Source organism: Aureicoccus marinus (genome assembly GCF_002954325.1).
Taxonomy (GTDB): Bacteria; Bacteroidota; Bacteroidia; order Flavobacteriales; family Flavobacteriaceae; genus Aureicoccus; species Aureicoccus marinus.
This window is the reverse complement of sequence record NZ_MQVX01000001.1, coordinates 1,352,650-1,378,086: the sequence shown is the minus strand read 5'-3', so window position 1 is coordinate 1,378,086 and position 25,437 is coordinate 1,352,650. Positions and strand designations below refer to the sequence as shown.

The 25,437-nt window shown below is 42.2% G+C and carries 17 protein-coding genes and 1 pseudogene; 2 read left to right on the top strand and 16 right to left on the bottom strand.

Annotated features, from left to right (window positions below):
• Nucleotides 1-87: 87 nt before the first annotated feature.
• From BST99_RS06330 to BST99_RS06290, 10 genes are all read right to left on the bottom strand, one after another.
• The gene (locus BST99_RS06330; RefSeq protein ID WP_105001050.1) at nucleotides 88-1,431 is read right to left on the bottom strand and encodes an ADP-ribosylglycohydrolase family protein; all 1,344 of its coding nucleotides are present in this window, start codon (nucleotides 1,429-1,431) and stop codon (nucleotides 88-90) included.
• Between the two features lie 202 nt (nucleotides 1,432-1,633).
• On the bottom strand, nucleotides 1,634-3,034 hold the full coding sequence (locus BST99_RS06325) for a DUF1254 domain-containing protein (RefSeq protein ID WP_105001049.1): 1,401 nt from the start codon (nucleotides 3,032-3,034) through the stop codon (nucleotides 1,634-1,636).
• A 542-nt stretch (nucleotides 3,035-3,576) separates the two neighbouring features.
• Nucleotides 3,577-3,771 (bottom strand): Rossmann-fold NAD(P)-binding domain-containing protein, encoded by a 195-nt coding sequence (locus tag BST99_RS06320; RefSeq protein ID WP_181044172.1) that lies wholly within the window; start codon nucleotides 3,769-3,771, stop codon nucleotides 3,577-3,579.
• 11 nt (nucleotides 3,772-3,782) lie between these two features.
• Nucleotides 3,783-4,430: a carboxymuconolactone decarboxylase family protein gene (locus tag BST99_RS06315; RefSeq protein WP_105001048.1), complete on the bottom strand. Its 648-nt coding sequence runs from the start codon at nucleotides 4,428-4,430 to the stop codon at nucleotides 3,783-3,785.
• 3 nt (nucleotides 4,431-4,433) lie between these two features.
• On the bottom strand, nucleotides 4,434-4,925 hold the full coding sequence (locus BST99_RS06310) for an anthrone oxygenase family protein (RefSeq protein ID WP_105001047.1): 492 nt from the start codon (nucleotides 4,923-4,925) through the stop codon (nucleotides 4,434-4,436).
• A gap of 909 nt (nucleotides 4,926-5,834) precedes the next feature.
• Entirely contained in the window at nucleotides 5,835-6,296 is a 462-nt protein-coding gene (locus BST99_RS14610; RefSeq protein ID WP_245916203.1) for a helix-turn-helix domain-containing protein, read from the bottom strand.
• A 41-nt stretch (nucleotides 6,297-6,337) separates the two neighbouring features.
• On the bottom strand, nucleotides 6,338-6,685 hold the full coding sequence (locus BST99_RS14605; protein ID WP_245916202.1) for a hypothetical protein: 348 nt from the start codon (nucleotides 6,683-6,685) through the stop codon (nucleotides 6,338-6,340).
• Nucleotides 6,686-6,876: 191 nt separating this feature from the next.
• Nucleotides 6,877-7,884 (bottom strand): PliI family lysozyme inhibitor of I-type lysozyme, encoded by a 1,008-nt coding sequence (locus tag BST99_RS06300; RefSeq protein ID WP_245916201.1) that lies wholly within the window; start codon nucleotides 7,882-7,884, stop codon nucleotides 6,877-6,879.
• Between the two features lie 377 nt (nucleotides 7,885-8,261).
• The gene (locus tag BST99_RS06295; protein WP_105001046.1) at nucleotides 8,262-11,777 is read right to left on the bottom strand and encodes an adenylate/guanylate cyclase domain-containing protein; all 3,516 of its coding nucleotides are present in this window, start codon (nucleotides 11,775-11,777) and stop codon (nucleotides 8,262-8,264) included.
• 194 nt (nucleotides 11,778-11,971) lie between these two features.
• A complete protein-coding gene (locus BST99_RS06290; protein ID WP_105001045.1) occupies nucleotides 11,972-13,027 on the bottom strand; it encodes a hypothetical protein in 1,056 nt (351 codons plus the stop codon).
• Nucleotides 13,028-13,497: 470 nt separating this feature from the next.
• Between BST99_RS06290 and BST99_RS06285 the strand changes: the two genes are divergently transcribed.
• Nucleotides 13,498-14,145: a hypothetical protein gene (locus BST99_RS06285; RefSeq protein ID WP_105001044.1), complete on the top strand. Its 648-nt coding sequence runs from the start codon at nucleotides 13,498-13,500 to the stop codon at nucleotides 14,143-14,145.
• 489 nt (nucleotides 14,146-14,634) lie between these two features.
• On the opposite strand, the gene gcvT is transcribed toward BST99_RS06285, so the two are convergent.
• From gcvT to thrA, 4 genes and pseudogenes are all read right to left on the bottom strand, one after another.
• Entirely contained in the window at nucleotides 14,635-15,720 is a 1,086-nt protein-coding gene (gene gcvT / locus BST99_RS06280; RefSeq protein WP_105001043.1) for a glycine cleavage system aminomethyltransferase GcvT, read from the bottom strand.
• Nucleotides 15,721-15,786: 66 nt separating this feature from the next.
• A complete protein-coding gene (gene thrC / locus BST99_RS06275) occupies nucleotides 15,787-17,094 on the bottom strand; it encodes a threonine synthase (protein ID WP_105001042.1) in 1,308 nt (435 codons plus the stop codon).
• Complete coding sequence (locus BST99_RS06270; RefSeq protein WP_105001041.1) at nucleotides 17,076-18,008, bottom strand: homoserine kinase; 933 nt, start codon at nucleotides 18,006-18,008, stop codon at nucleotides 17,076-17,078. Before BST99_RS06270 ends, thrC begins: the two co-directional genes overlap by 19 nt.
• A gap of 20 nt (nucleotides 18,009-18,028) precedes the next feature.
• Nucleotides 18,029-20,472: pseudogene (thrA, locus tag BST99_RS06265) on the bottom strand (bifunctional aspartate kinase/homoserine dehydrogenase I).
• 131 nt (nucleotides 20,473-20,603) lie between these two features.
• Between thrA and BST99_RS06260 the strand changes: the two are divergent.
• A complete protein-coding gene (locus BST99_RS06260) occupies nucleotides 20,604-22,142 on the top strand; it encodes an NAD(P)H-hydrate dehydratase (RefSeq protein WP_105001040.1) in 1,539 nt (512 codons plus the stop codon).
• On the opposite strand, the gene BST99_RS06255 is transcribed toward BST99_RS06260, so the two are convergent.
• Nucleotides 22,139-22,567, bottom strand: coding sequence for an STAS/SEC14 domain-containing protein (locus BST99_RS06255; RefSeq protein WP_105001039.1), 429 nt, complete (start codon nucleotides 22,565-22,567; stop codon nucleotides 22,139-22,141). The two genes, BST99_RS06260 and BST99_RS06255, sit on opposite strands and share 4 nt — an antisense overlap.
• A 177-nt stretch (nucleotides 22,568-22,744) precedes the next feature.
• A complete protein-coding gene (locus BST99_RS06250) occupies nucleotides 22,745-25,300 on the bottom strand; it encodes an ATP-dependent Clp protease ATP-binding subunit (RefSeq protein WP_105001038.1) in 2,556 nt (851 codons plus the stop codon).
• Nucleotides 25,301-25,437 lie beyond the last annotated feature (137 nt).

Here is a 25,437-nt window from a genome sequence, read left to right as displayed (position 1 = left end):
CATAATCCAATTGAATAATAAATACATGAAATAAGCGAGCATTCCAACAATATTTCAATATAGTGAAAAATCGTATAGGGTACTCATTTACAGGCTCTTGATTCCATCAGATGCTTTTAGAGGTATAATCCATCTATTGCTTTCTAAATCAACAATTCCTTCAATTTCTTCTCTTATAATTCGATCAGAGACAAGAAGACCTTTTTGTGCCATTTTTTCGAAAGTATCTACTCCCTTGTCTGGAAAGTTTTGTCTGGTTCTATGAATATTGAATGTATTTGAAAATTGTCTGTTAAAAGACTTTTCTATACCCTCTTTTCCCATCATAAAACCAAGTAAACCACCCCAGGTTGCTGTGGGGTTGTCAGCATCCCAACCCGCTAAGGAGCCAATCTTTATTGTTTCTTTCAGGTCCCCTTCACCGTAAAATAAGCTCACTAAACTTGCGGCATAATTTATTCCTGCTGCAAAGCAGCCATTGCAATACAAATTCTTATCCGTTATCGTATATCCGTCTTTTTGTTCAACCTGATATCTTTGATAAATTGAATCTCTGGCCTGCTCCCAAGGTATTCCTGATTTGTACAACTTTAGAGAATAATCAAACATTAGGGCAGGGTAAGTGTTGTCGGGTAGCACTTGTCTCGCTTCCCTTGCCATCCAGTGGATTCTTTGAGTCATTGATTTCTCTGTGTTTATCGAAGCCAGGGCATGCATGATTACGTAGAACTTCGCGATGTCTTCCGCTTCATTTCTAGCAGTTGTTTTAATTGGCAATTCCGCGATTCGGATAGCAATATCTGGTCTTCCAGGTGAGAATAAACCAAATATCTCTGTTGTTAATTGGGCGTCGATCATTTCGAAATGTTCATTCTTATCTGGACTCCCTGTTTCGGGTGGCAAAATACCTTGCTGCATCAAATCAAAGGCTTTTTGATTAGAAACCCATAGATAATTCTCTTCTTCCGATTTTATGTGTTTTAACCATCCCTCTCGTATCTGTACAGGGGTTAAAAGACTGGTTTTGTTTATATAGTGAAGATGCTGATACATATATTCGATATCCGTATCATCATCTGCACCCCATACTTCACCTGGGTCTTTAAAAACAAAATCAATTGTGGGTGATAGGTTGCTCGGAATACCCTCTGCCCATATACTAGGTTGATCTGGTTTTCCCCAATCAGATCGGGTGTAAAACTTTCCGGTTTTTATTTCTCCAATATTGCCAATTTTGTCCATTTCCGTTATAAGTCCTGTCCAATTAGCTATACATTGACCTAACCAAAAGCCATACAGTTGATCTTCGTATTTCGCTCTTGAGATTGTTAAAGAGGCATTCTTTTCATCAAGAGTCTTTCTCTTCTTTGTTGCACGACTACATGAGTACAAAATAAAGACTGATAGCACCAAAGCGATAAAGGGTTTCATAATTGTTTTTTATGATGAAGATTGCTCTTAGCAACCTTAGGATCAGAATCGATTTGATACGGAGGTTGCTGTATAACCTAAAATTAGCTCTTCTTTTAAAAAATCGGCCTTTAAATTATCGAATTACCTAAGTTCTGAAAAAGGTAAAGGTATTGTGGAGGTTTCATTTGCCTATTAAGGCGTTTGTCAGGTGGTAAGACTTTTATTTTAAAGGTCTTGCGATTATTTTTGGCAAATCATTGTTGCTATTTAACAGCTCCTTATCAGGACCATAAATACGCAGAACAATATAGAATGGACCATTGGGTGTTGGAAGCCAGTTATCTTCTTTATCCTTCCCAGGAGAATCTGTTTGAAAGTAAATAGTTAATGAACCGTCTTTATCTTTTTTTAATGATTCTGTTTGACTACCAATACTGTATCTATTTATTGGATTTTCAACAAGAAAACGATCAGGAAGATCATACATGGTGAAGGACCAGAAGTAATCTGCTTTTGGTAACCCCCCTGCAGGAAAAGTTATTTGATAATTTTTTTTGCTGCCATCGAGTAAAACTCCATCACTATCCTTTTGAAAACCTGGATACATTGCCTGTGAAGGATAATTGCCAAATTGCCCGACCACCACACCTACTGTCCTGTTTAGATAGTCTTCACCTATTATTTTTCTGGTATTGTAGAGCTTTTTTCCATCAGAGGTCATTGCTACCTGTTGTTCGATTTCTTGTAAAGCTTCTTTTATCCCCAAGTTAATGGCATTGACAACATAACGCTCCATTTTCTCCGGTTGCCATTTTTTACCTGCTTCAACGCCTATTTTTTGAGCATTTTCCAGCATTTTTTGATCGGCTGGGTTGGATACGGTGAAATTGAGCATAAAATTGGCATATTTGAAAAACTGGATGTTATTCAATTCACTCTTGTCGTAGTGAATCCAATTGATTTTTTCTGCCTTTTTTTTAGTCTGAATTCCAAGGTAGGTACTCAGAGGTTGCAATTCATAGCCTTTTTGTATTGCTTTCATTGCCGGTATATCCTGCAACCCATTTACCTCTGTTCTTGTTAGGGTTCCTGCAAATTGGGATTCGGAATAAATAGCACGCTTGATACCTTTTGGAATTTGCCCTTCATACCCCACGGTTGTCAACAGATAATCCCCTCCATTTTGACCATCTAAAATTGAACCTGGAGCATCAATAACATAGCCCCACATGTCGTCCCATTGACTGACATAATATCGGTTACCATCACTTGGGGGCATGGTTAATATCCAAGGTTCAGACCGCAAATCAATCCATGCCCAGGAATAGGGAGTATTATTATTTGGTGTTGGGATGTCTCTATTTTTCGGAGTTGACAATCCGTAGTGTTTGTATACACCAAATCCTCCTATGTACTCCTCCGCTTCTTTGTTTATGACTTGATTGTACATCGTTCCATAATTATAGACAAGCGGGAATAGAGCAATGTACGTTTCTTTCGCAATTGCTTTAATTTGTTCTGCATCAAGAGCTAGATCATTTTTGGTGCCTGAAGGATCCGTCTGCTTGCAACCAAGTAAACAAGCTAAAATTACTATTGCTGTAAGTCTTTTTTGCTCCATCACATCACTCTATTTTTAGTTTTCATTGTCCTGTCAAGCCGTATTTTTTTAGGGTTGTAATCCGGGCCTTTATGGTAAATAATAGAATTTTAACTTTTGAAATCACGGCGGGCTTGTTGTCTTTACAGACCTCACATTGTTCTGCTTTAGATTCTGACTAGGTTCTGCGATTTTCAAGTTAAATTCACTTCGCCCCTTGGATTTTACTAAACTACACTAAGCTGTTTTGAAACGAATTAGGTAGAAAATCCTCGTACTCGCATTCTTTGGTTCAAATTCTTTCATAAAATAGTGGTTTTTCAAGTTTATTCCATTTTTTAAGAGCCTTTTCTATGGGGTATCCGCCCCGATGCTAAAAAGTGATTTAAGTGAACACTCAAACCACTTTTGCTTGTGAGTATGGTTGCATTATTTTACCAATTATCTAATTCCAAATTTCGGTTTCACTGGTTTCAAGAGCATATTGTGAAAATGACTTTGCTTTTTTACCGAGAATCTGTTCAATATCATTCGCTATAAGCTCACAATTTTCTGCTTCTATTTCACCTTTTCCAGATAGCGATACCATTCAAGGAATTAATCCATGTTTCTTTATCATTCCAGTCAAAATTGGGTGATGCCTGTCTGGAACCAATTCTGGCTTTTATGCCTTTCGTTTTTAGCTGTTCTACTACCCGACGACCGGTTTTTCCTGTTCCTCCTAACACTAAATTATTTTCCGAAATCATTTTATTCAACTTAGTTGTCTTTATGCCTGAAATTCCCTCAATTTTTTCAGCTTACTTTTTTTGATAAATTTTTTAATAAGCCCAATGAACCAAGGCACGCTATATCCCTTTTTATACAGATGATTGGCTCCAAGGTTGTAAAGGGCTTTATTTCCCTTAACTCCATGCCCATCGAGTAAACGATTATAAAAATTGAACAGACATCCTACGAGAATGACTTCCTGCAGGTCAGCCTCACTCCAACCTGCATAGTATACCTCATCTGCGTCTTTTTGAGTCAATTTACTAGCGGATAAGGTCAGTTTTTTAAGGTAATTGAATAGTGGTTTCTCATTTTCTTCTACTGGTGCTGACGCTATCTCTTCCAAAAGTGCCTCTACCACTTTAGGAGACACTCCAAAGTTCTTAGCTACAGCAACATGAGAGCCAAAACAAAAGCTGCAAGTATTAAGGCCCGAGACGTATGCCGCAAAAAGTTCTTTCTGGGCATAAGTGAAGTTGGATTTACCCCGCATTATTCGTTCGGCGGCCTTGTCTAGAGGGCCTAATCTCTTTCGATCGTACCAAGTAATATCGGTAATATCTGATAGTTCGTTCAAATGTGTAAAGAATGGCATAAGTCCTTTTTTTTGGTGTGTCTTGTTTCGTTTGAACTTGAAATGAATCAAGCTTTATTTTGTGGGGATTAATCCTAGAATTAAGAGAATAAAAGAACTAAAAGAGCAAAGTGTTCTTATTGTGTGCCAATAGTTCCAGGGTTGCTCAAATTTTATTCTCAGTTCTTGTAATTCTGTTTTTGCAATTGAATCGAGATTCGTTTGTTCTAATAGATTATTAAGAGGCACATTTCCAAAGACCGTTACCAATCCAACACCTACAAAAAAGAGTATGAACGCCATTGAAAAAAGCCAAAAACTAAGCCCATCGGTTTTGTGCAGATAAGCATTTAAAAAGAGCAGAAAGACAGGTCCAAAAAAAACAATGATGAATTTGCCATTGATGATAACCCTGTTCATGGATTGAAATGCTTTAAGAAAGCTATAAGTATCTAGACGAGCAATGCCAGGTGTAACGGCATTAGACCAGGTAAAACAAAGACCTGCAGTTAGTCCTGTAAGTAAGACGCTCAGCGCCAAAATGATGATTTTAATGTTGTAGTCCATAAAGGTTCTTTTTTTGCATTTAGGGTAGTTGAATACATTTTGATCCTCTGCAGAGATCAGGGATCATTTTTTTGATTTGACTTTCGGTTTTTACAGCTAGTTGAGTGTAAAGGTCTTTCTGCAGTATCATTTTATCTTTTCTGAAAATGGCCCTTCTTTTGCTGTGAGAAGGCAGACTTTGTTGAAAGGGTCTATATCTTCAACCGCTTTTGAATAGCAATAATCGTCTCTACAATTAGAGGTACAGAAGGTGGTTCTCTCTGTGGGCTCGATTGATCCAGAAGACTGAATGGTATTCACAGTAAGTGTTCCTGCGAGTCCTATCAAAACCTTAATCAGTGTCACCATTTGGTATTATGTTATTTAATTGTATGTCCTTGGCAGGTTGACTTTAAGCACCAGGAGTATAGGTGCTGGTACCAACTGCTGTTATTTCCTACTAGTCCTGTTTATAAAGCTTCTGTAGTAGACCACGATGAAGTAGAATTCAACGACCGAAGTGTAGAAAATGGGATCTCCAAAAAACTGAGAATAACTCCCGCCATTTGGAATAATAAACAAAGGAACTGTGATAAGACTATCCAGTACAATTGAAACGACTATGAATGTTAGAGCCAGTGTTGATGGTCGCATAAAGGTCTTATCATAAAAACAGATACGTTTCAAGGCAGGTACAGGGTATAATCGCGAGGGCTAGCACAATATTGGATTGCAGACCAGAATTCTCTAGAATCGTAATAGAAGATGATAAGAGGTAGGAACAAACCCCAAGGATCCATGTTAATGCAGCACAAGCTATACTGAATAGAATTTTATTGATCATTATTGTATTGAATAATGATACAAATCTATCGCAGCTCTTTACCAGGAGCTTATTCAAAAAGAATTATGATTTATTCGGGAAGAATTTTATACTTGGCTAGGCCTGTATCCAAACTTTTTTTCAAAAGCATTTGAAAATGAACCTAAACTATCATATCCGACTGCCCATGCTGCTTCTTGAATTGTCTTTTGTTCATTTTTAATAAGATCATAGGCCTTATTTAACCGTTCATTTTGTAAGTACTTGAAAACGGGAACACCAAATTGTGCTTTAAAATCGAGTTTAAGTTTATTGGTGTTAATTCCTATAGCCTGAGCTAGTTCTGTCAAGGAAGGAGGGTCATCCAAATTGGAGGTTAGAATTTCTTGAGCAAGATTAATTTTGTGAAGCTGGGAAGTATTTAGTTTCTGATTTTGTTGGCTAGAAAGTTGTCCAAAATAATGGGATAGTAATGCTGAAATATGACTTTTATAAAACATCATCTTCAGGGCACCTTGGTACGTATTACTGAAAAATTGACCAACTATTTGAAACATTTCTGGACTCATATGGAAGACCGGACCTTCAACATAATGATCTTTTGGATGTACTAAATGGTGCAAAAATTCTCTAGAAATTGACTTTCATCTCTTGGTAATTTATCGAGGTTTCTAACCGTTGTGGCTATTACTAAACATTGTAAAGGTTTTAGTTTGGATACATGATGCTCAAACTCGACTTGATGATCTGCGTAAAACGAAAGTACCATACCCTTGGTGTGCTGGAATTCTTTTGTCTCGCCATTGAACTTCACCTTCAGACCAACATTGCCTGCACCATAAAACGCTAGGGCAATAACCGGTTCGTCAAATAAACAGGAATCAATTAAGTGGTTGTGGGAAGTAGCTTCTTCCAATAAAATAGTGTAGTCATTGATGTCAATTATTTCCCTGTTCATTCTTAAAAAATGACTTGATTACGTTTGATTATATGCACATTTAAAAGTGTGAGCAAAAGCCTATTTATGTAGACTAACTTAAGGAATGCAATTTTCACAGAAGATACAGTCTATTGGAATTTGCGCTGCCACTGCCTTCCAGACATGGCGGTTCCTTTTTGTTAGTGAGCTATGATCAGTTCTTATTGGTTTTAATATTCAGATATTTTATGAATTTCTAGTTTTCTCATGGCTTCCCCTTCGACCAATTTGTACATTATCTGGCGTGTTCCCCCAGTTGGATTGGCATTAGAATCTCCCTTTTCATAAATGGGGAAACGGTGTCCCAAGTAATTCTCAACAAGTGAAAAGTGATCATGCCCCATATAACCCTGGTTAACCTCAGAATTTTCTGCTATGGGTTGAAAATATACCTGACTCATTGATTTCTTGTTGTTAACAGAAAAAGCATAAACATGACCATAACTACCGCTACCGACTGACCGCGTGTAAATATAAAGTTCTGGGGAACCATCAGAATTTAGATCTCCTACTTCAGCATCTATGACTTCTTCACCTTCAATGGGTAAAGTTTCATTGTACTCCCTCTCTTTTAAACCAAAGGTGAAAATGGATAAGGTGTTTTTATCGTTTTGGTTTATAGAAGATATGTTAAAGCCGACCCCCTGAAGATGTAATGTCTTACTAAACTTTGTTTTGTCTATTTGATTTTGATCCAAAGCTTCGTTGATTTTCGCATATATACCCCCGATACTGCCACCGCCATTACAATAAAAATAGAGTAATTCATCCTCTTCATCTTTTGTCGAGATTCTGAGTTGAGAATTTGTAAATTCAAACTGAATGGTTTGTCCATTGATTACAGTTTCGTAAATAGGATGGGTCATTTTTTTGACACGAGCATCAAATGTACAGGTGGGTTTTTTTATATCGGCGCGTGAGCGAATTGAAATATTTAATTGATCATCCTTATACTCAGTAACAGATACAGAAACCCAATCAAAGCCTTCGTTTCTATTGCTATATCCTTCAGTTACATAGGTGCCTATTGCATTGATCTCTTTAGCATCTTTGGTCGTAGACATATCTTCCATCTTTTTTGTTTTGTCTTTACAGCCAATGGCTAAAAAAACAGCCAACATTATCAAATAATGTACTTTCATCTTGTTTCCCATTTTTACCGTTTTATTGCTTTTCACAGATAAATTAGTTTAAGTATTTGGTTTTAAGGAGCTTATTTTTCTTTTTTTAAGAAACTTTCTGTGGTATTAAAAAGGGTATTGAGGTTGCATAAAGCTGCTATTTCTCCGCAAACCTGTTTTAAGTTGTTCCCGTTTGTATGGTACCAATAGGCCTGGCTAGATGTTTGATCTTTTAAGCAGCTAAGAGCTTGTATTCTTGTTGGATTAAGTAGCAATTTGATTGAGCGTTGTCTTATTTCAATTTTCCAGATGAGAGGAAAGGAGGTTTTCCTGTATGCAATTGGGGTCTGCTACAGATGAATTTGAATTTCTCGTTTCGGCTACTAGTAATCGCGCTGCGCAGGGCCTTGTGAGTAGGCTACATTAGCCATATTTTATGAGACAAAATACATGTCTAATTTACCTTTGCCCTTGGCGTGGATTTTTCCTCTATACTCGCAACTGATGGCATGCTTTACCAGCTGATATGTAGAATCTGAAATGTTTATTCTACCAGGCTCTCCCAAGGATTCCATCCTGCTAGCAGTATTTATGGTATCCCCAAATAGGTCATAATTAAATTTTTTCTTTCCAACGACTCCAGCCACTATAGGGCCGGAATGTATACCAACCCTCATATTCCATTTTATCTCATGTTCTTTATTTCTCTTCTCAAGGTAGGATAACATCTTTTGCGCGGCTAGGATACAATTAATAGCATACTCTGAAGTTTCCTCCTCGAGACCGTAGGCAGCAACATAGGCATCACCAATCGTTTCAATTTTTTGAATGCCTGTTTCCTCAACGATTTCATCGAATTGTCCAAAAATGTCATTGAGTTCATCAACTAGAGTAATGGCTGGGACAGAGGCTACCAACTCAGTAAAGCCTTTAAAATCTGTCATAAGAATAGTGACATTCTTATGTCTTTTGGGAACAACGCTACCCGTTTCTTTCAGTTCCTGAGCAATTTCTTTGGGTAGGATGTTAAGTAACAGATTGTCTGACTTCTTTTTCTCTAGTATCAATTCATTGGTCCGTTCAAGAACGATTTCTTCCAACTTTTCTTTTTCAGCGATGAGTTTTCGTTCTCTGTATTTACCATATATTCTCAAGCCAAAAAGAAATATAATAATATAGGTCGCATAGGCCCAGAAGGTTCTATACCAAGGCGGAAGAACCCTAAACGAGTACATTAAAGGTTCCGACCAAACTCCACTCGGGCTTTGAGAACGCAAGTAAAAGGTATAATCCCCTTCAAAAATATTTCCAAAAGTTGTCGAGGTTTGATTTGACGGAGGACTCCAAGAGTCACTGTATCCTTCCAATTTGAATTGATATTTAACAAGTTTTGGGTCTGCAGGCTCTATGGCGCAAAACTCGATGGTTAAATTGTTATGGGAATGGGGTAAAATCAAATTTTGCGGAATGGAATGGAAAGGGCTTACGCTGTCAAATGACAGGTCTCTATATTTCAAACTTAATTCTGATCTTTCTTCATCGCTTAATACTTTTCCATAAGTTGTAATTTCTTCAGAAATGTACTCATCTACTGCATAAGTTGAATCGATGGTGTTTTCTTGCTTGTCCTTTTCCAACGTTAAACTACGCCAGGAAATATTTTCGTTATTGACCTTAATGGCTGTAAGCGTATTATTAAGCGGGCGTTTATTTTTCGATATTTCTTTATAATCCATACGAACTAAACCACTTTTTTCTGATCCTGTAGCTATCCATAGCACACCTTTTTTATCTAGATAGATGCCATGTTGTCCCCGGTTAACATCTTTGATCTGATAACCAGTACTGGTGTTGTAAATTTCAAATACAGGTGTGTACTGGGTTAATTCATTATTTGAAAGTGTATTATTCACTTTACTATGAAGACTATCTAAGTTATTTTGAAAGTCATTTATTTTCCTCTTTCTGTCAAATCCCTTTAATTTGGCAATGCCGTTATTGGTCCCTATAACGATGTCACCCTCTTCAGATAGTGCCAGCTGTGTAATGACATTGTCAGGTAATCCGTCCTGAGTGGTAAATTGATGGAAAGTATCTCCATCAAATCGGTACAAGCCCTTCCCGTAGCTGCCCAACCAGAGATTCCCTTCTTTATCTGCAAGGATTGATTTAATGTCTGCGTCACCAGGTCCGTTTTCGCCAGAGTAATTGATAAAGGATTGGCCATTAAATCTGCTGATACCATCACTTGTACCGAACCAGAAATCTCCATTTTTATCTTTTGTTATACAAAATACTTCATTGTTTACTAGTCCATTTCTTTCTGAAAAATTAGTAAAAGACTTTCCGTCGAATAGGCTTATTCCTTTAGACGTCGCGATATATAAGGAGTCATTTTGGTCATGATAAATGAAATAGACCCTAGAGTCTGCCAATCCTTGATCCTTTGAATATGTTGTAAAAGATTGTCCATCAAATTTTGTGAGACCACCATTGCCAATAGTTCCTAACCAAATATTGCCTTTATGGTCTGTTTCGATTGCCCAATAAAGAGATGTAGGCAATCCTTGTTCTATGGTGAAATTCAAAAAATGAATACCATCAAATCGGCTTATGCCTTTCGAGTTTCCGGCAAACCAGAGGTTACCTTCATCATCTTGAACAATACTTCTGATACTCCTGTCAATGATTCCTTGTTCTCGTTTGATATTGAGAATTGCATCTCCTGCATATTTGATTATGCCTGAATTTGTTCCCATCCAAATATTGCCGTTCAAATCTTCTACAATATTTGCTCTTTCATTAGTTTTTGTTTCGCTTGAAGGATTGATTGAAGTAAAATTTGAACCATCAAACCGAAGGATTCCTTCGCCTCGGATTACAAGCCAAATATTATCCTGACTATCAATAAACGTATAAGTGTTCGAAGATTTCTTGAATTTTTTGGTCACAGGATAATAACTGATATTCCCTTTTGTGATTTTTGCAAGGCCAACAGGAGATCCTATCCAGATATTTTGATCACGGTCAATAGCTATTTGTCTGATGGGCTTGTACAGGGGATCGATCTCATCAGTTATATGAGTAAACTTCTGACCATCGAAAATGCTTATTCCATTTTCAGCACCTATGAATAATTTACCCTCTTCATTCTGGACCAATTTATAGGTGCGATCAATCAAAAGACCGTTATTTTTTGAATAAAGGGTGTTGCCATTATTTGTGTGATGAATAAGCCCCTTATTAGTGGAAAACCAAAATGTCCCATCCCTATCTTGGAAAATGTAATTTACTTTACTTTGGTTATATACAGTTGTAAAACCTACCCCATCGAATTTGGAAACACCTTTTGAGGTGGCAACCCATATATTTCCTTGCCTATCTTCCGTAATATTGGCAATTTCGTTACTATTTAATCCTTGTGCTGTTGTGTATCTGGTAAAAACTTTTCCATTGTATTTGCTCAAACCGGCAACAAATGTGCCAAACCAAAGGTTGCCTTTTGAATCTGCAAAGGAACAAGAGGTTACGTCTACGGCCACACCATCTTCTGTAGAATAATTTCGAAATACTGTCGAGAATTCTGCCTTAACCTCAACAGGAGGCTTTAGCCGGACTTTTTTAAACAATGGGTGAAACTCAGGACGGCTGGATGAACCCGTTTTTGGAATTTTAGTTTTCAATGGTGCTGTCCTGTTTTCCAGCCATATTGGTTTGGGCCGAAGACTGTCCGGCAGATTGGCTAAGAGAATGGTATCGGGTGAGACTCTATTAAGCTCAATGGTTTGCTGTTTGCCTGCAAGTTCAGACTCTTTATGGTCTTGCTTACATCCTAAAAGCGCAAGTATAGCTAGAAGAGCGCATAGACAATACCATGACTTAAAGCTAAAATAATGGACATCCACCGTCTTGCCTACTCTTACTGATATAGTTTTCTTTTTGCCGGACATTTATTTCGTATAGAATTTAATCATTTTAAACGAAAGTCTTAGATAAACTATGTTGTTGTAACCCATGTTGGGTAGGTGGTAAGTAGGAGGTAGTATGATGATGAAGCATCAAGAATACACTGAGCTTAAACTGTTGTACTAAACTTTAAAATGGATTAAGGCAAAACTCCAAAAAAGTATTTTCCATAGTTTAATTAGTCCTTTACTTTGGTATAATAAGCATACTCGCTTTTACTTACTGATATAAAAAATTCGCTATTTTTTGATCTATTAAAGGTGATATAAGTTAAAAGGCGTTCTCCATGATCCATCGTATATAAAAAAGTAGTTTTATCGTTCCAATAATATTGAACCTCGGGCAAGCCTTCAGCATAAAGTTGCAATTTGTTGTCTACTTCCCTGAGTTCTATAATTGGGGGAAACCTCTGACTCACCGTTTCCTTTAATTTGTATTTCCCAAGAATATTCTTTCCCTCTAAAGAACCAAGATTGGAGCTGAAAGTAGGCGAGTAAGGTATATGATCATCAATATCTAGAATATCCGAAATTTTATTATGCAATTGAATAGCTGTTGATTTAAATACTTCCGTCGAAAGAAAAACATTCTCAATACCATTCATATACTTTAAAACTGTTTTTTTAAACTCTAAATCTCTCATGTAATAGTTCTTTGCTTCCTCTGGTAACCCATTTTTTATGCTCTCTACATGCCAATCAAACCTATTGATCTTATCAAGATTTTCGAAAACAATTGATCGTATTCTCTCATTAGAAACTTCCAGTTCTACCGCTCGAGAATCGTATAATTCTTTTAATTTATTTGTAATAGAATTGTATTTAGTTGGTATGTTATTAAGGTTTCCTTTAAAATTAAGATAGCCATTATCAGAGGTTTCGAAAGATATACCTTGATATACAATTTCGTAAGGTGACCCGTTAGTACCATTGAACATTTCATGGGTAGTAAGCTTATCCCATAATAGTAACCTAGCAATTGAGTCATGGGTGATAAATCTATCCACAACGCCTTTAGATTCCTTAATATCTTTTTTCAAATCCTTTTGAATTTCTCTTAAAATAGTCTTTGCTTTTGCCTCGTAAATTCTTTCTTGATTCTTGTTATTAATCCAAAGTGCAATGAGGATTCCGACTACAACTAAGAAAATTTCACCGATTGCGTAGGCGAGGTACTTACTGAATTTATTTTTGGAGAGTAGTTTTCTACGGGTGTTTTTGAAAAGTTTAATCATCTGGACGGAAGACTTTAGATGTTATTTAGGTGCGATAAAAATCAAAAGATAAAAATACGTCGAGTATTTTTACATCTGCTTTCATTCTCCACATCAGTTGGTTTTAAGCTTTCCTTTCTCCTTTAAAAAGCAACTATAAAACTTCCCGGAAGCATAGAAATCAACCAAGCTCGTTGGTTTACGGCTTAGACTTTGTTTTCGCTCTCTTTCGCAATGGAAGAGGCTTTTTCTCCCCTGGCTAAGGATTCTTTTCCTCCTAATTCTCAGAGGGTAGAAAAGTGTAACTGAACTTTCAATCGGTTCAGTTTACTTTTGGCTGACGGTTTACAGGTTTACAGATGTATCAAATTTAAGGAAGTGTTAAGCCTGGTTTATTTATCTGTTAGATAAGAGCGAATACATAATTTTTCTAATCCATTTGGGTTTAGAAAGAATAGCGTGGATTATATTTGCTTTTTAAACTAATTGCTATGAAAAATTTATTATGGGTCCTCTTTCTAATGCCTGCGTGCATATTCGCCCAAGAAAAAATTGGAAATAAAATCTATAAATACGGTGAAATTTACCATTCTATAGAAGGTGCTACGTTAATTTCATTTGAATCGGCGAATGCAAAATTGATGAGTAAGACTCTTGAATATTTTTCTGATGCTGGAGCGAATATAAAATCGCTGAATTCTGTTTTTCTTCCTGGTACTGAAGTTTCGGAAGATGATTTTACAGATATGCTCAAGAAGAATAATATCGAAACGCTGATTTTAGTTGACATTATTGATTCTTCAAGTGCCATGATGAGCAGAACCACCTCCACTGCTTATGCTTCGATCAACCAGAAAAAAGAGAAATCAAGATCTAGTTCTGATTCAAAAAGTACGACAACAATAAAAGGAAAGGCAACCTCTACAGCAACCGCTGTGAGCACTACAAAAAATGTTAATTATATCACCGAAATGAGTTTGCGCTTAACTATTTTTTCCAAGAAAGATGGCTTCAATAAGCCTCTAGGGGTGATTGAAGGAAGAGCAACAAATGGAAGTCCAGACACCACTGCAGACCAAATTGCGAGACGAATTATGAGAAGAATGGTAAAGGCTTTGGATGAGCAAAATGCATTTTAATGCATTTTTAGATGTTAGTGAAAGGTTATTGGATTTAGGAATTTTATTTCATGAATCTCTTTTGGCCTAGTCCCTTCTAGTTTTCGTAACACACTTGTTATTACTTTCTCAGCTTCTTTATCTACACTGTTATGATTTAGGCCTTCTAATTTTAAAGGAAACTGAATTGTAAAACATTTTTACGGAGTGCTTAGTCCGTAAATAAATAAATCCATTTGCTTCCAGCCTCACTGCTTCTGATGGTGGAATTGAAAAGAATATGAGGTTTTACTTCTCCTAAGCTCTTTAGCCTTTTCTTTTACCTTTACATTGGTGTCTTGTTCAAGTCCACATCATAGGAGTAGCCTGGTAGTTGAGAGAACTCCATTTTGTCCATGCAGGGATCGTTTCACCCTTACAGGAATCTCTAAAACAAACCTGTAGTGCCACTTACTATATTATTCCAGAGGCAAGTAGCACTCTAAATTGACACAAAGTCGTTGGTGATTTTTAAGCTTTGTAAAAAGGAAGTCCAACCACTTCGGCCGGAACCTGTTTTTTGCGGATTTGCACCTGAATGGTTCCGCCTTTAGCCGCGTGAGCCCTTTCCACATAACCCAAGCCAATCCCTTTTCCTAAGCAAGGTGATTGGGTTCCGGAGGTTACTTTTCCGATAACCGTTCCCTCTTCGGTTAGCAATTCATAGCCTTGGCGCGGAATCCCTTTGTCTTTGAGTTCAAAGGCGACCAAGCGGCGGCTCGGTTTGTTTTCTTTTTCGTTTTTAAGAGCTTCTGAATTCACAAAATCCTTGGTGAACTTGGTGATCCATCCCAATCCCGCTTCGATAGGAGAGGTGGTTTCGTCAATATCGTTTCCGTAGAGGCAGTAGCCCATTTCGAGACGGAGGGTATCGCGAGCAGCCAAACCGATGGGTTGGATTCCGAAAGCTTCCCCGGCCTCCATGACCTTGTTCCATACCTGTTCCACTTCGCTGTTTTTGCAGTAGATTTCGAATCCACCAGAACCGGTATAGCCCGTAGCCGATATGATCACGTGGTCAATCCCCGCAAAATCCGCCACCTTAAAATTGTAGAAAGGAATCTCGGTCAAATCTATGGAACTCAAGGGTTGCATGGCTTCCACAGCTTTGGGACCCTGAATAGCCAGAAGGGAGTACTCATCAGAAAGGTTACGCATCTCAGCCCCAAACTTTTCGTTGTGGCGTTCGATGTGTGCCCAGTCTTTATCGATATTCGAAGCGTTGACCACCAACAAATAAGTCTCTTCCTTGACACGGTAGATGATGAGGTCATCCACAATTCCACCTTCGTCTTTGGGCAGGCAGCTGTATTGGGCTTTACCCACTTCAAGTTTCGAGGCATCGTTGGTACTGACCCATTGGATGAGGTCGAGTGCTTTTGGACCCTCTATCAAAAATTCCCCCATATGAGAAACGTCAAAAACACCGAGCTTTTCGCGAACACAGAGGTGTTCTTCGTTCACTCCGGCATAGCTTACCGGCATTTCAAACCCAGCAAAAGGAACCATTTTGGCTCCAAGGGCCTGGTGTACAGCGTTTAAGGCAGTCGTCTTCATAAAGGATATAAATTTCCTTCAAAAGTAGAGAAAACTCCAGCCTTCAAAAAGAGGAATCGGGAACTTCTAGGCGAGCAGAAGAGCTTTGAGTTCTTCGTAAGTCGAAATCTCGGTAGAGACTTTGGGTCGAGCCATCAGGTCCTGCAAGGCTGGACTCAGTTCAGGTTCAAATCCCAATGCTTTTTTGACAACCGGTAAAAACTTGACCGCGTGGGCTGTTTCTATAAAGACTGCTGGTTTTCCAGGGGTTTTCCTTTGTTGCTTTCGTGCACCCAGGTAACCGATAGCGCCATGCGGATCGGCTAGGTAATTGAATTCCTTGTGCAGGTGTTGCATGGCTGCCAGGGTTTGGGCATCGCTGTAGGCGTAGGAAGAAAGCTTCTGACTCAGTTCGTTTCTTTCGTACCCCCAAAGCTCTTCAATGCGAATAAAGTTGCTTGGATCACCAACGTCCATAGCGTTGGAATAGGTTTGTACAGAGGCCTTGGGCTGGTATTCCTCTCCAGACAGGTAGCGGGGCACCACATCGTTAGCATTAGTTGCTGCGACAAAGTGCCTAGCAGGCATACCCATGCGGTGGGCCAGCATCCCGGCACAGATGTTTCCGTAGTTTCCTGAAGGAACCGAGAAAATAAGCTCCTGGGCCTTCTCAAAGGAGTGTTTCTTTTGGAATTGGGCTACGGCCAGGATGTAGTAAAGCATCTGAGGTAGCCAGCGCCCCACGTTGATACTGTTGGCTGAAGAGAGCAAGCGTTGCGACTTGATTTCTTCGTCCAAAAACGCGGTTTTTACCATGCGCTGGCAGTCGTCAAAACTCCCCTGAACCTCCAAAGCAGTAATATTTTGCCCTAGTGTTGTCAGCTGTTGTTCCTGTAAAGTACTGACTTTTCCGCTGGGGTAGAGGATGACCACTTCCACACCGGGTACTCCCAAAAAACCATTGGCTACCGCACCTCCGGTATCGCCCGAAGTAGCGACCAAAATGGTCAGTCGGTTATCGGGGTTAGGGGTTAGGGCCGAAAGACAACGGGCCATGAACAAGGCGCCGACATCTTTAAAGGCCAAGGTCGGTCCGTGAAAGAGCTCGAGTACAAAAAGGTCTTTGTCGATTTCCTTTAAGGGCAGATCAAAATGCAGCACTTCGGCCAAAATCGCCCTCAGCTGCTCCCCACTCAGGTCTTCCTGAACGAAGTTTTTCATGACTTGAAAAGCGATGTCTTGCGGATCCTGCTCGGGAAGACTTCTCCAGAAATCTTCAGAAAAATGCGGTAGGTTCCCCGGAAAATAGAGGCCTTTATCGGGGGCTAGCCCTCGGAAAAGGGCTTCCTGAAAGCCCACGGCGAGACTTTGCTTATTTAAGCTGTTGTACTGCATAAGTGTATGCCTTCTCGGTTGATTTTAGAGACGTGAACATCGTAAGGGATGCCCAAGGGTTCATAGGTGTAGCGCATGGCCTCGGCTACGGCTAGAGCCATCTTTTTTCCTTTGGATAAGGCAAAGACCGAGGGTCCTGATCCGGAAATACCACAGCCCAAGGCCCCTGCATCGGTTATGGCTTTTCGCAAATCGTCAAAGCCAGGAATCAAGAGGGAGCGGTTGGGCTCTACGATAACATCTTGTAGACTGCGGCCAATGAGTTCGTAATCCTCTTCGTAGAGACCAGAAACCAGTCCGCCCAGGTTGCCCCACTGCTGAATGGCTTTGGTGAGTTCCACTTGTGATTTCAGAAGTTTGCGCGCATCGGAAGTTTTAAGTTCCAACTGCGGGTGGATGACCGTAGCCACCAGTTTTTCGGGCGAAGGCAATCGGAGTACATCCAGTGGGTCGTAGCTTCTGACCAGGGTAAAGCCGCCGAGTAGGGCAGGAGCCACATTGTCGGCATGGGCCACATCGCTGGCCAATCGCTCTCCTTCCATGGCGAAGGGAATGAGTTGTTTTCTGCTAAGCGGTCGCCCCAAAAGCTCGTTAATCCCCCAAACCGCTCCGGCGGCACTGGCGGCACTGCTGCCAATTCCACTTCCCGGTTTGATGAATTTTTCGATAGAGATTTCAAAACCCTGCTTGATGTCCAGCGCTTTTAAAAGAGACAGCGCGGCAACCCCGGCTACGTTTTTCTCGGCTTCCAGCGGAAGACTCGGTCCGCTGAGTTGTTTGATTACTATTCCAGACTGAGCCGTTTTAGCGATGTGCATGACATCTCCTACGCCTTCGAGGGCCAGGCCGAGAACATCAAAGCCGCAGTTCAGGTTGGCGATAGTCGCCGGGCAAAACACTTCAATTCTTTCCATGGTCGGTTGGTCTTCCAGAATTAAAAATTGCCAATTCGGATGATATCTGCAAATATCCCCGAGGCCGTAACATCGGCTCCAGCTCCAGCCCCTTTGATGATGAGGGGTTGTTCCGGGTACCGGTCCGTAAAGAAAAGCACGATATTATCGCTGCCGTTGAGCTCGTAAAAAGGATGGTTGGGTGCGATATACTGCAGGCCGGTCGAGGCCTTGCCTTTCTCAAAGGAAGCCACGTATTTTAAACGGTGTTCCGGTGATGGCTTGGCTTGTAATAATTGCTGAAAGTGTTCTTCTTCTTTCCCCAAAGTAGCCATGAAATCGTCAACGCTATCGGCCGCAAGACTGGAGGCAGGTAAGAACGAATCCGAAGTGATCTCTTCCATTTCGAGGGCGTGACCACTTTCACGGGCCAGGATCAAAATTTTACGCATCACATCGACCCCGGATAAATCAATTCGTGGATCCGGCTCGGTAAAGCCTGATTTTTGGCTTCCTCCACAATGGCCTGGAAGGAGTCGCCTTCCTGGAAGGTGTTGAACACGAAATTCAAGCTCCCCGAGAGTACCGCTTGGATTTTACGCACCTTGTCGCCCGAAATAATCAGGTTGCGAAGGGTGTCGATGATAGGTAATCCAGCGCCTACGTTCGTTTCGAAAAGGAAGGGCGAAAGATAACGCGAGCTAAGACCCTTGAGTTCTGTATAGTACTCCAGTTCAGAGGAACAGGCAATTTTATTGCAGGTCACGACCGCCACATTCCGCTTTAAGAAATCCGGGTACTGACGTGCAATGGCCTCGCTGGCCGTATTGTCTACCAGAATGCTATTGCGCAGGTTCAGGCTTTGTAGTTGTTCCTTAAAACCATTGATATTGGCCTTTTGCCCATCGGCTAGTCGCTGTTCCCAGTCCGAAAGAGCGATGCCTTCTTCATCGAAGACCATGGTACGGGAGTTGGACAGTCCAATGATGCGCAACTGCAGACGCAGGTTTTCTCTGAGGTACTCCTGTTGCTGTTCCACTTGTTTGAGGAAGCGGGCTCCGACGTTCCCCACTCCTAGGATGAAGAGGTTCAGCTGACGCGTTTGAACTTCAAAGAAGGTCTCGTGCAGGGTGTTGAGGGCCTTTTTGACGTCCTTTTCGGCGATTACGGCCGAGATGTTTCTTTCGGATCCACCCTGGGCGATGGCGTGAATATTCACGTTGTTTTTTCCAAGAGCGCTAAACATACGACCGCTGACCCCTTGGTGGCTCTTGAGGTTATCTCCAACCAAGGCAACCACGGCCAGTTCGGTTTCGATCAGTAATTCTTTGAGTCGACCGGTTTCGATTTCTCGTTCGAATTCGGTCTTGACGGCTTGTTTTGCCTGGGAGAGTTGCTCACTCATCAAGCCCACGCAGATGGAGTGCTCCGAAGAAGCCTGTGTAATCAGGACTACATTGACGTCGGCCTGGCCGAGGGCTTCAAAGAAGCGCTTAGAAACACCGGGAATGCCCACCATATCGGGCCCTTCCAAGGTCAGTAAGCTGATGCCCTGGATGTGGCTGATACCGCGAACGGTTTTGGCGTCTGGGTTATCGGCCGCCTGAATGAGGGTGCCGGCATCCTCCGGAGCAAAGGTGTTTTTGATGCGAATCGGGCAGCCTTTTTCGAGTACCGGCCAAATGGTCGGCGGGTATAAGACTTTGGCTCCAAAGTGAGAAAGCTCCATGGCTTCCTCATAGCTCAATTGAGCAATGCTTTTGGCCTGTTTGACCAGGGCAGGGTGAGAGGTGTACATTCCGCTCACATCCGTCCAAATTTGTAATTCTTCTGCCCCTACCGCAGCAGCCCATAGGGCGGCAGTGTAATCCGATCCTCCACGTCCTAAGGTTGTGGTGTCTCCACGATCGCAGGATGCGATAAAACCCGGGGCAAGCAGGATGTTGCCTTTTTGCTCTTTGGCAAAGGCTTGCAGCTTGGCGTAGGTTTCTTTTTTATGAACACGGGCACGTCCGAACTGATCATTGGTTTTGATGAGTTGACGGCTATCGGCCCAATGTGCTTTGAGTCCTTGACTGACCAAATAGCCAGCGATGAGTTCAGAAGAAAGCAATTCTCCGTACCCCGTGACCAGGTCATGTAGACGAGGAGTCTCTTCTCCGATTAAATAGGAGCCTTCTAAAAGGGTTTCCAGGGTGTTGAATTCTCCTTTCAAACGCGCTAAGATACCCCCTTGTTCCTTGACTGGATACAGCTGGCGGGTCAACTCGATATGGCGCTCCTCCAGAGCCTCCAAAATATCCTTGTAGCCTTCTTGCTTGGTCGAAGCGAGTGCTAGAGCTTCTTCCAATCGATCGGTCACCCCACCCAAGGCCGAAACCACAATAATGAGCTCGGTCGAATTCAGAGAGGCAACAATGTTTTTGAGTTGGGAGATGGCGTCGGCATTGGCAACGGAAGTACCGCCGAATTTTAGGACTTTCATGAATGATTAACGCTTGTTTCTGGCTGTATTTAAAAATTGAACAAGAAGTAAAAGTACTACTTTTGACACCCTGACCTAATCCCCCAATTATTTTTGCTGTATTTGGATTTTAGACCCCTAATTTTTGAAAAATGAAGATTTTTTCGCGCGATCAGATATATAATGCCGATCGGTTGACCATTGAGCGTCAAGGCTTAGCAGCAGGTGAATTGATGGAAAGAGCGGCTGAGGCGTCCTTCAACTACATCCACAGCCGATTGCAGGGGAGTCCAACGCCTATTGTGGTTCTGGCCGGAACGGGCAACAACGGTGGAGACGGATTGGCCCTGGCACGCCACTTGATGGAGCACGGTTACCATGTCGAGGTGTATATGGTGCAGGTGCGCAAAGAACGATCGCCTGAATTTTTGCAAAATCTGGAGCGACTTCGGGAGCGAAAGTGCTGGCCGGAACTTCTGGAAGAAAAGGGTCCTAGACCTGAATTGGGCCAGCAGCATATCGTGGTGGATGCGATCTTTGGTATAGGACTGAACCGGGTACCGGATCCATGGATTTTGGAACTCTTTCAATACATCAATGCCGCTCCGAGCTTTGTGGTCTCCCTGGACATTGCTTCAGGACTCTTTTTAGACCGACATACAGAACCCGGGCAGTCTGTTGAAGCAGAAGTGGTCTTGAGTTTTCAATTCCCGAAGCTGCCATTCTTCTTGCCTGAAACGGGCTCTTCTGTACACGGATGGGAAGTACTGGATATCGGTCTGGATCCAGCGGTGTTAGCCGAAACCCCTGCAGAGTTTCATTGGATATACGGAGACCTTTTAAAACCAGCCTACCGCGGCCGAGGGCGATTTGCTCACAAGGGGCAGATGGGCCACGCCGCTGTACTCGGTGGAAGTACTGGAAAAATAGGAGCTGTACGTCTAGCGGCTGAAGCGGTACTGACGGCTGGAGCCGGAAAGGTCACAGCGCGTACACCGCGAAGCGGTCTTGTGCCACTGCAAGTGGGCTTGCCTGAAGCCATGGTGGAGGTCGATAAAGGCAAGGATGCCTTGGAATCTTTTGCCCTAAGTGTCAAACCCCAGGTGGTGGCCCTTGGGATGGGGATGGGGACCGCTGCTGCTACGGTCCAAGCTTTTACCACCTTCCTGGAAGAAAAGCCCCAAATGCCTTTGGTTATCGATGCAGACGGACTCAATATTTTAGGGCAGAACCGGGAACTGCTTGATCTCTTGCCTCCCTCAACAGTGCTCTTACCACACCCGGGTGAGCTCAAGATCTTAATTGGGGAGTGGACTGATGATTTTGACAAATTAGAAAAGGCCAGAGCCTTTGTTAAGCAATACGACTGTGTATTGGTGATTAAAGGAGCCCATACCTTAACCCTTTATCGCGAATTGGGCTATTTCAATAGTTCAGGAAATCCAGGGATGGCTACAGCAGGTAGCGGAGACGTTCTGGCTGGAATCGTCGCGGGATTGATCGCACAAGGCTATTCACCCTTAGACGCGGCCTTGGTGGGCGTTTTCCTCCACGGCTTATCGGGTGACCTGGCGGTACGCGATATGGGCTATGAAGCATTGCGTGCCAGTCATTTGATTCAGTATTTAGGGGTTGCTTTTCGCCAGTGGCTTCAACCACCAGCCCCTGCAGAAGGTCAACAAGAGGGCTAACTAATGGCCTTTTTGTTGCGCATGCGCTTGACCCGGCGACGGGTCCATTGAGCCGCATTGTCAAATTCGATAAAGATCTCCATCATATTCTTGTAGAACATCTTCTCGATTTTGAAGTTGTGCATATCGATCTCCTTCTTCGTCACAACCGCGAAGGCAATTAAATTATCGAGTTCTCGCAAGTAGGTGTAGATAATGGGATCAATAGCATAAGAATGCTTGCGGTAACTGATATAGCCAAAAGGTTTGTTGCGATAGTGGATCTCTGAAATGCCGATGATTTGATACGCTCTTTCTAGCGTCAGTGTAGTGCCTTCATTAAACATAGCCACCATGAAATCTTCATAGACCATAATGGTCCCGATGTCCAAGATGTATTCTTTAATGACCGGGCTTTTTAAGTGGTATCCCAGGTTTTTTCCCATATCTATAGTGTCCTGAAACGAAAGTAGGAGAGTGGAGGGGGTGGGTGAAAAAAACTAGATTATCTGCACGTTTATCGTATGTATGACAAATGTCAGCTTTTGGCCTGATCCTTGTTGCAAGGCACAAAAAAAGGGAAGCCAATCGCTTCCCTTTCTGCATTATCTCTGAGGTTCAGGCTATTCCTGCTTCGATTTCTCGGCTTTCTCAATCCGAACCGTCAGCTCTTGTTTTTCTTCATCCAGGTCCATGAAAATGCTGTCACCCTCTTCCAGGTTGGCATTCACAATTTCCTCGGCAAGAGCGTCTTCAATGTACTTCTGAATCGCTCTCTTCAGCGGACGGGCACCGTATTGCTTATCAAAGCCTTTCTCGGCAATATAATCCCGTGCAGTATCCGAAAGGACCAGGTTGTATCCGATCTCTTTGATGCGCTTAAATAGCTTGGCAAGCTCGATTTCGATGATTTCGAAAATGTGCTCCTTCTCTAAGCTGTTGAAAACGATCACGTCATCGATACGGTTTAAGAATTCAGGTGCAAAAGCTTTTTTCAAAGCATTCTCGATCACACTCTTCTGGTGAGATTCGGCCTGGGCTTTCTTCGCACTGGTTCCAAATCCAACTCCCTGGCCAAAATCCTTCAATTGACGGGCTCCAATATTGGAAGTCATGATGATAATGGTGTTGCGGAAATCGATTTTACGACCCAAGCTGTCGGTCAGGTACCCATCGTCCAATACTTGCAGAAGCATGTTGAAAACATCCGGGTGGGCCTTCTCGACCTCGTCCAATAAGATAACAGAGTAAGGCTTGCGACGTACCTTTTCGGTCAGCTGACCACCTTCTTCGTATCCGACGTATCCCGGAGGTGCTCCCACTAATCGAGAGATCGCAAACTTCTCCATGTATTCGCTCATATCGATGCGAATCAAGGCGTCTTCTGAATCGAAGAGCTCTCGAGCCAATACTTTGGCCAATTGGGTTTTTCCAACACCGGTTTGTCCGAGGAAGATAAAGGATCCAATAGGCTTATTCGGTTCTTTAAGACCAGCGCGGTTACGCTGAATCGCTTTGGCGACTTTAACAACAGCCTCGTCTTGTCCGATCACATGATCTTTGATCAAGGCCGGGAGTTCGGCGAGCTTGTTGCTTTCGGTCTGGGCGATTCGGTTCACCGGAATTCCGCTCATCATCGAGACCACATCGGCCACGTTTTCAGCAGAAACGGTTTCGCGGTGCAGACGACTTTCTTCTTCCCACTGCTCTTGAGCGGTGGCCAGCTCCTTCTCGAGGCGCTTTTCGTCGTCGCGCAATTTCGCCGCTTCTTCGTATTTCTGTTTTTTAACCACGCTGGATTTGAGATCGCGGGTGGCCTCCAACTGGGATTCCAACTCCAAGATCTGCTGAGGCACATCCATATTGACAATGTGCACTCGTGATCCGGCCTCGTCCAAAGCGTCAATCGCCTTGTCCGGTAAGAAGCGATCTGTCATGTAGCGGTTGGTCAATTTGACACAAGCTACGACCGCATCCTCCGTGTAAGTCACGTTGTGGTGGTCTTCGTACTTTTCTTTGATGTTCATCAGGATTTCGATGGTCTCTTCAACCGAAGTTGGTTCCACCATCACCTTTTGGAAACGGCGTTCCAATGCCCCATCCTTTTCGATGTATTGACGGTACTCGTCCAAAGTGGTGGCACCAATACATTGAATTTCGCCCCGGGCTAATGCCGGTTTGAACATATTGGAGGCGTCCAGGCTTCCTGTTGCTCCACCTGCACCAACAATGGTGTGGATTTCGTCAATGAACAGAATAATGTCGTCGTTCTTCTCCAGCTCGTTCATCACGGCTTTCATCCGCTCTTCGAACTGTCCACGGTACTTGGTTCCCGCTACAAGGGAAGCCAAATCCAAAGTTACAACGCGCTTGTTGTAAAGAATACGAGATACCTTTTTATTGATGATGCGTAGGGCCAAGCCTTCAGCGATGGCACTCTTACCGACACCAGGTTCCCCGATCAATAAGGGGTTGTTCTTTTTACGACGAGAAAGAATCTGAGAAACACGCTCGATTTCTTTTTCGCGGCCAACGACCGGATCCAGCTTTTCTTCTTCCGCCAGACGGGTAAGGTCGCGCCCAAAGTTGTCGAGTACAGGGGTCTTGGACTTGCCTTTGCCTTTTTGGCTTCCGCTTGATCCAAAGGTTCCTTCACGAGATTCTGCCCCTTCGTCCGGATCGCTCGGAAAAGAGCCTTCAGCGGAGGGTGTATCGTCCATGTAGTCGTCGTCACTGGTGATCATCGACTTGAATTGTTCTTTTACATTATCGTAATCGACCTTCAGCTTATGCAGCAATTTGGTCGTTGGGTCATTTTCATTGCGCAAAATACAAAGTAAGAGGTGAGCTGTATTGATAGAAGAACTCTGAAAGAGCTTTGCCTCTAAAAAAGTTGTTTTTAGTGCACGCTCTGCCTGACGGGTCAGGTGAAGATTCTTCTTGTCTTTTTGTATGTTACCCGGGTTGGGATTGGCCGGGCTGAGGATTTCCACCTTTCTTCTCAAGTGATCCAAATCCACATCAAGGGCATCCAGGATGTTGATGGCCTTACCGTTCCCGTCACGCAGCAAACCGAGCATCAGGTGCTCGGTCCCGATAAAATCGTGACCCAACCTGAGCGCCTCCTCCTTGCTGTACGCAATGACGTCTTTTACCCTAGGTGAAAAATTATCATCCATAAATTTTCTTTTCAGCAACTAAAATTAATAAAAGTATAGCAACGGAGTCCAATAACCGTACCCATTCTCGATAAAGACATTGTTTTAGACGAAAAAAGTAAGAATTCCTACAAGAGTTGAAGCGAAAACTGCCGAAT

Bases quoted from the DNA above. Each gene is read 5' to 3' on its own strand.
- BST99_RS06330 (WP_105001050.1), bottom strand. From the start codon at position 1,431: ATGAAACCCTTTATCGCTTTGGTGCTATCAGTCTTTATTTTGTACTCA.
- BST99_RS06325 (WP_105001049.1), bottom strand. From the start codon at position 3,034: ATGGAGCAAAAAAGACTTACAGCAATAGTAATTTTAGCTTGTTTACTT.
- BST99_RS06250 (WP_105001038.1), bottom strand. From the start codon at position 25,300: ATGGATGATAATTTTTCACCTAGGGTAAAAGACGTCATTGCGTACAGC.
- BST99_RS14605 (WP_245916202.1), bottom strand. From the start codon at position 6,685: ATGAACAGGGAAATAATTGACATCAATGACTACACTATTTTATTGGAA.
- BST99_RS06260 (WP_105001040.1), top strand. From the start codon at position 20,604: ATGAAGATTTTTTCGCGCGATCAGATATATAATGCCGATCGGTTGACC.
- BST99_RS06295 (WP_105001046.1), bottom strand. From the start codon at position 11,777: ATGTCCGGCAAAAAGAAAACTATATCAGTAAGAGTAGGCAAGACGGTG.
- BST99_RS06310 (WP_105001047.1), bottom strand. From the start codon at position 4,925: ATGGACTACAACATTAAAATCATCATTTTGGCGCTGAGCGTCTTACTT.
- gcvT (WP_105001043.1), bottom strand. From the start codon at position 15,720: ATGAAGACGACTGCCTTAAACGCTGTACACCAGGCCCTTGGAGCCAAA.
- BST99_RS06290 (WP_105001045.1), bottom strand. From the start codon at position 13,027: ATGATTAAACTTTTCAAAAACACCCGTAGAAAACTACTCTCCAAAAAT.
- BST99_RS06270 (WP_105001041.1), bottom strand. From the start codon at position 18,008: ATGGAAAGAATTGAAGTGTTTTGCCCGGCGACTATCGCCAACCTGAAC.
- BST99_RS06255 (WP_105001039.1), bottom strand. From the start codon at position 22,567: ATGGGAAAAAACCTGGGATACCACTTAAAAAGCCCGGTCATTAAAGAA.
- BST99_RS06285 (WP_105001044.1), top strand. From the start codon at position 13,498: ATGAAAAATTTATTATGGGTCCTCTTTCTAATGCCTGCGTGCATATTC.
- thrC (WP_105001042.1), bottom strand. From the start codon at position 17,094: ATGCAGTACAACAGCTTAAATAAGCAAAGTCTCGCCGTGGGCTTTCAG.
- BST99_RS14610 (WP_245916203.1), bottom strand. From the start codon at position 6,296: ATGAGTCCAGAAATGTTTCAAATAGTTGGTCAATTTTTCAGTAATACG.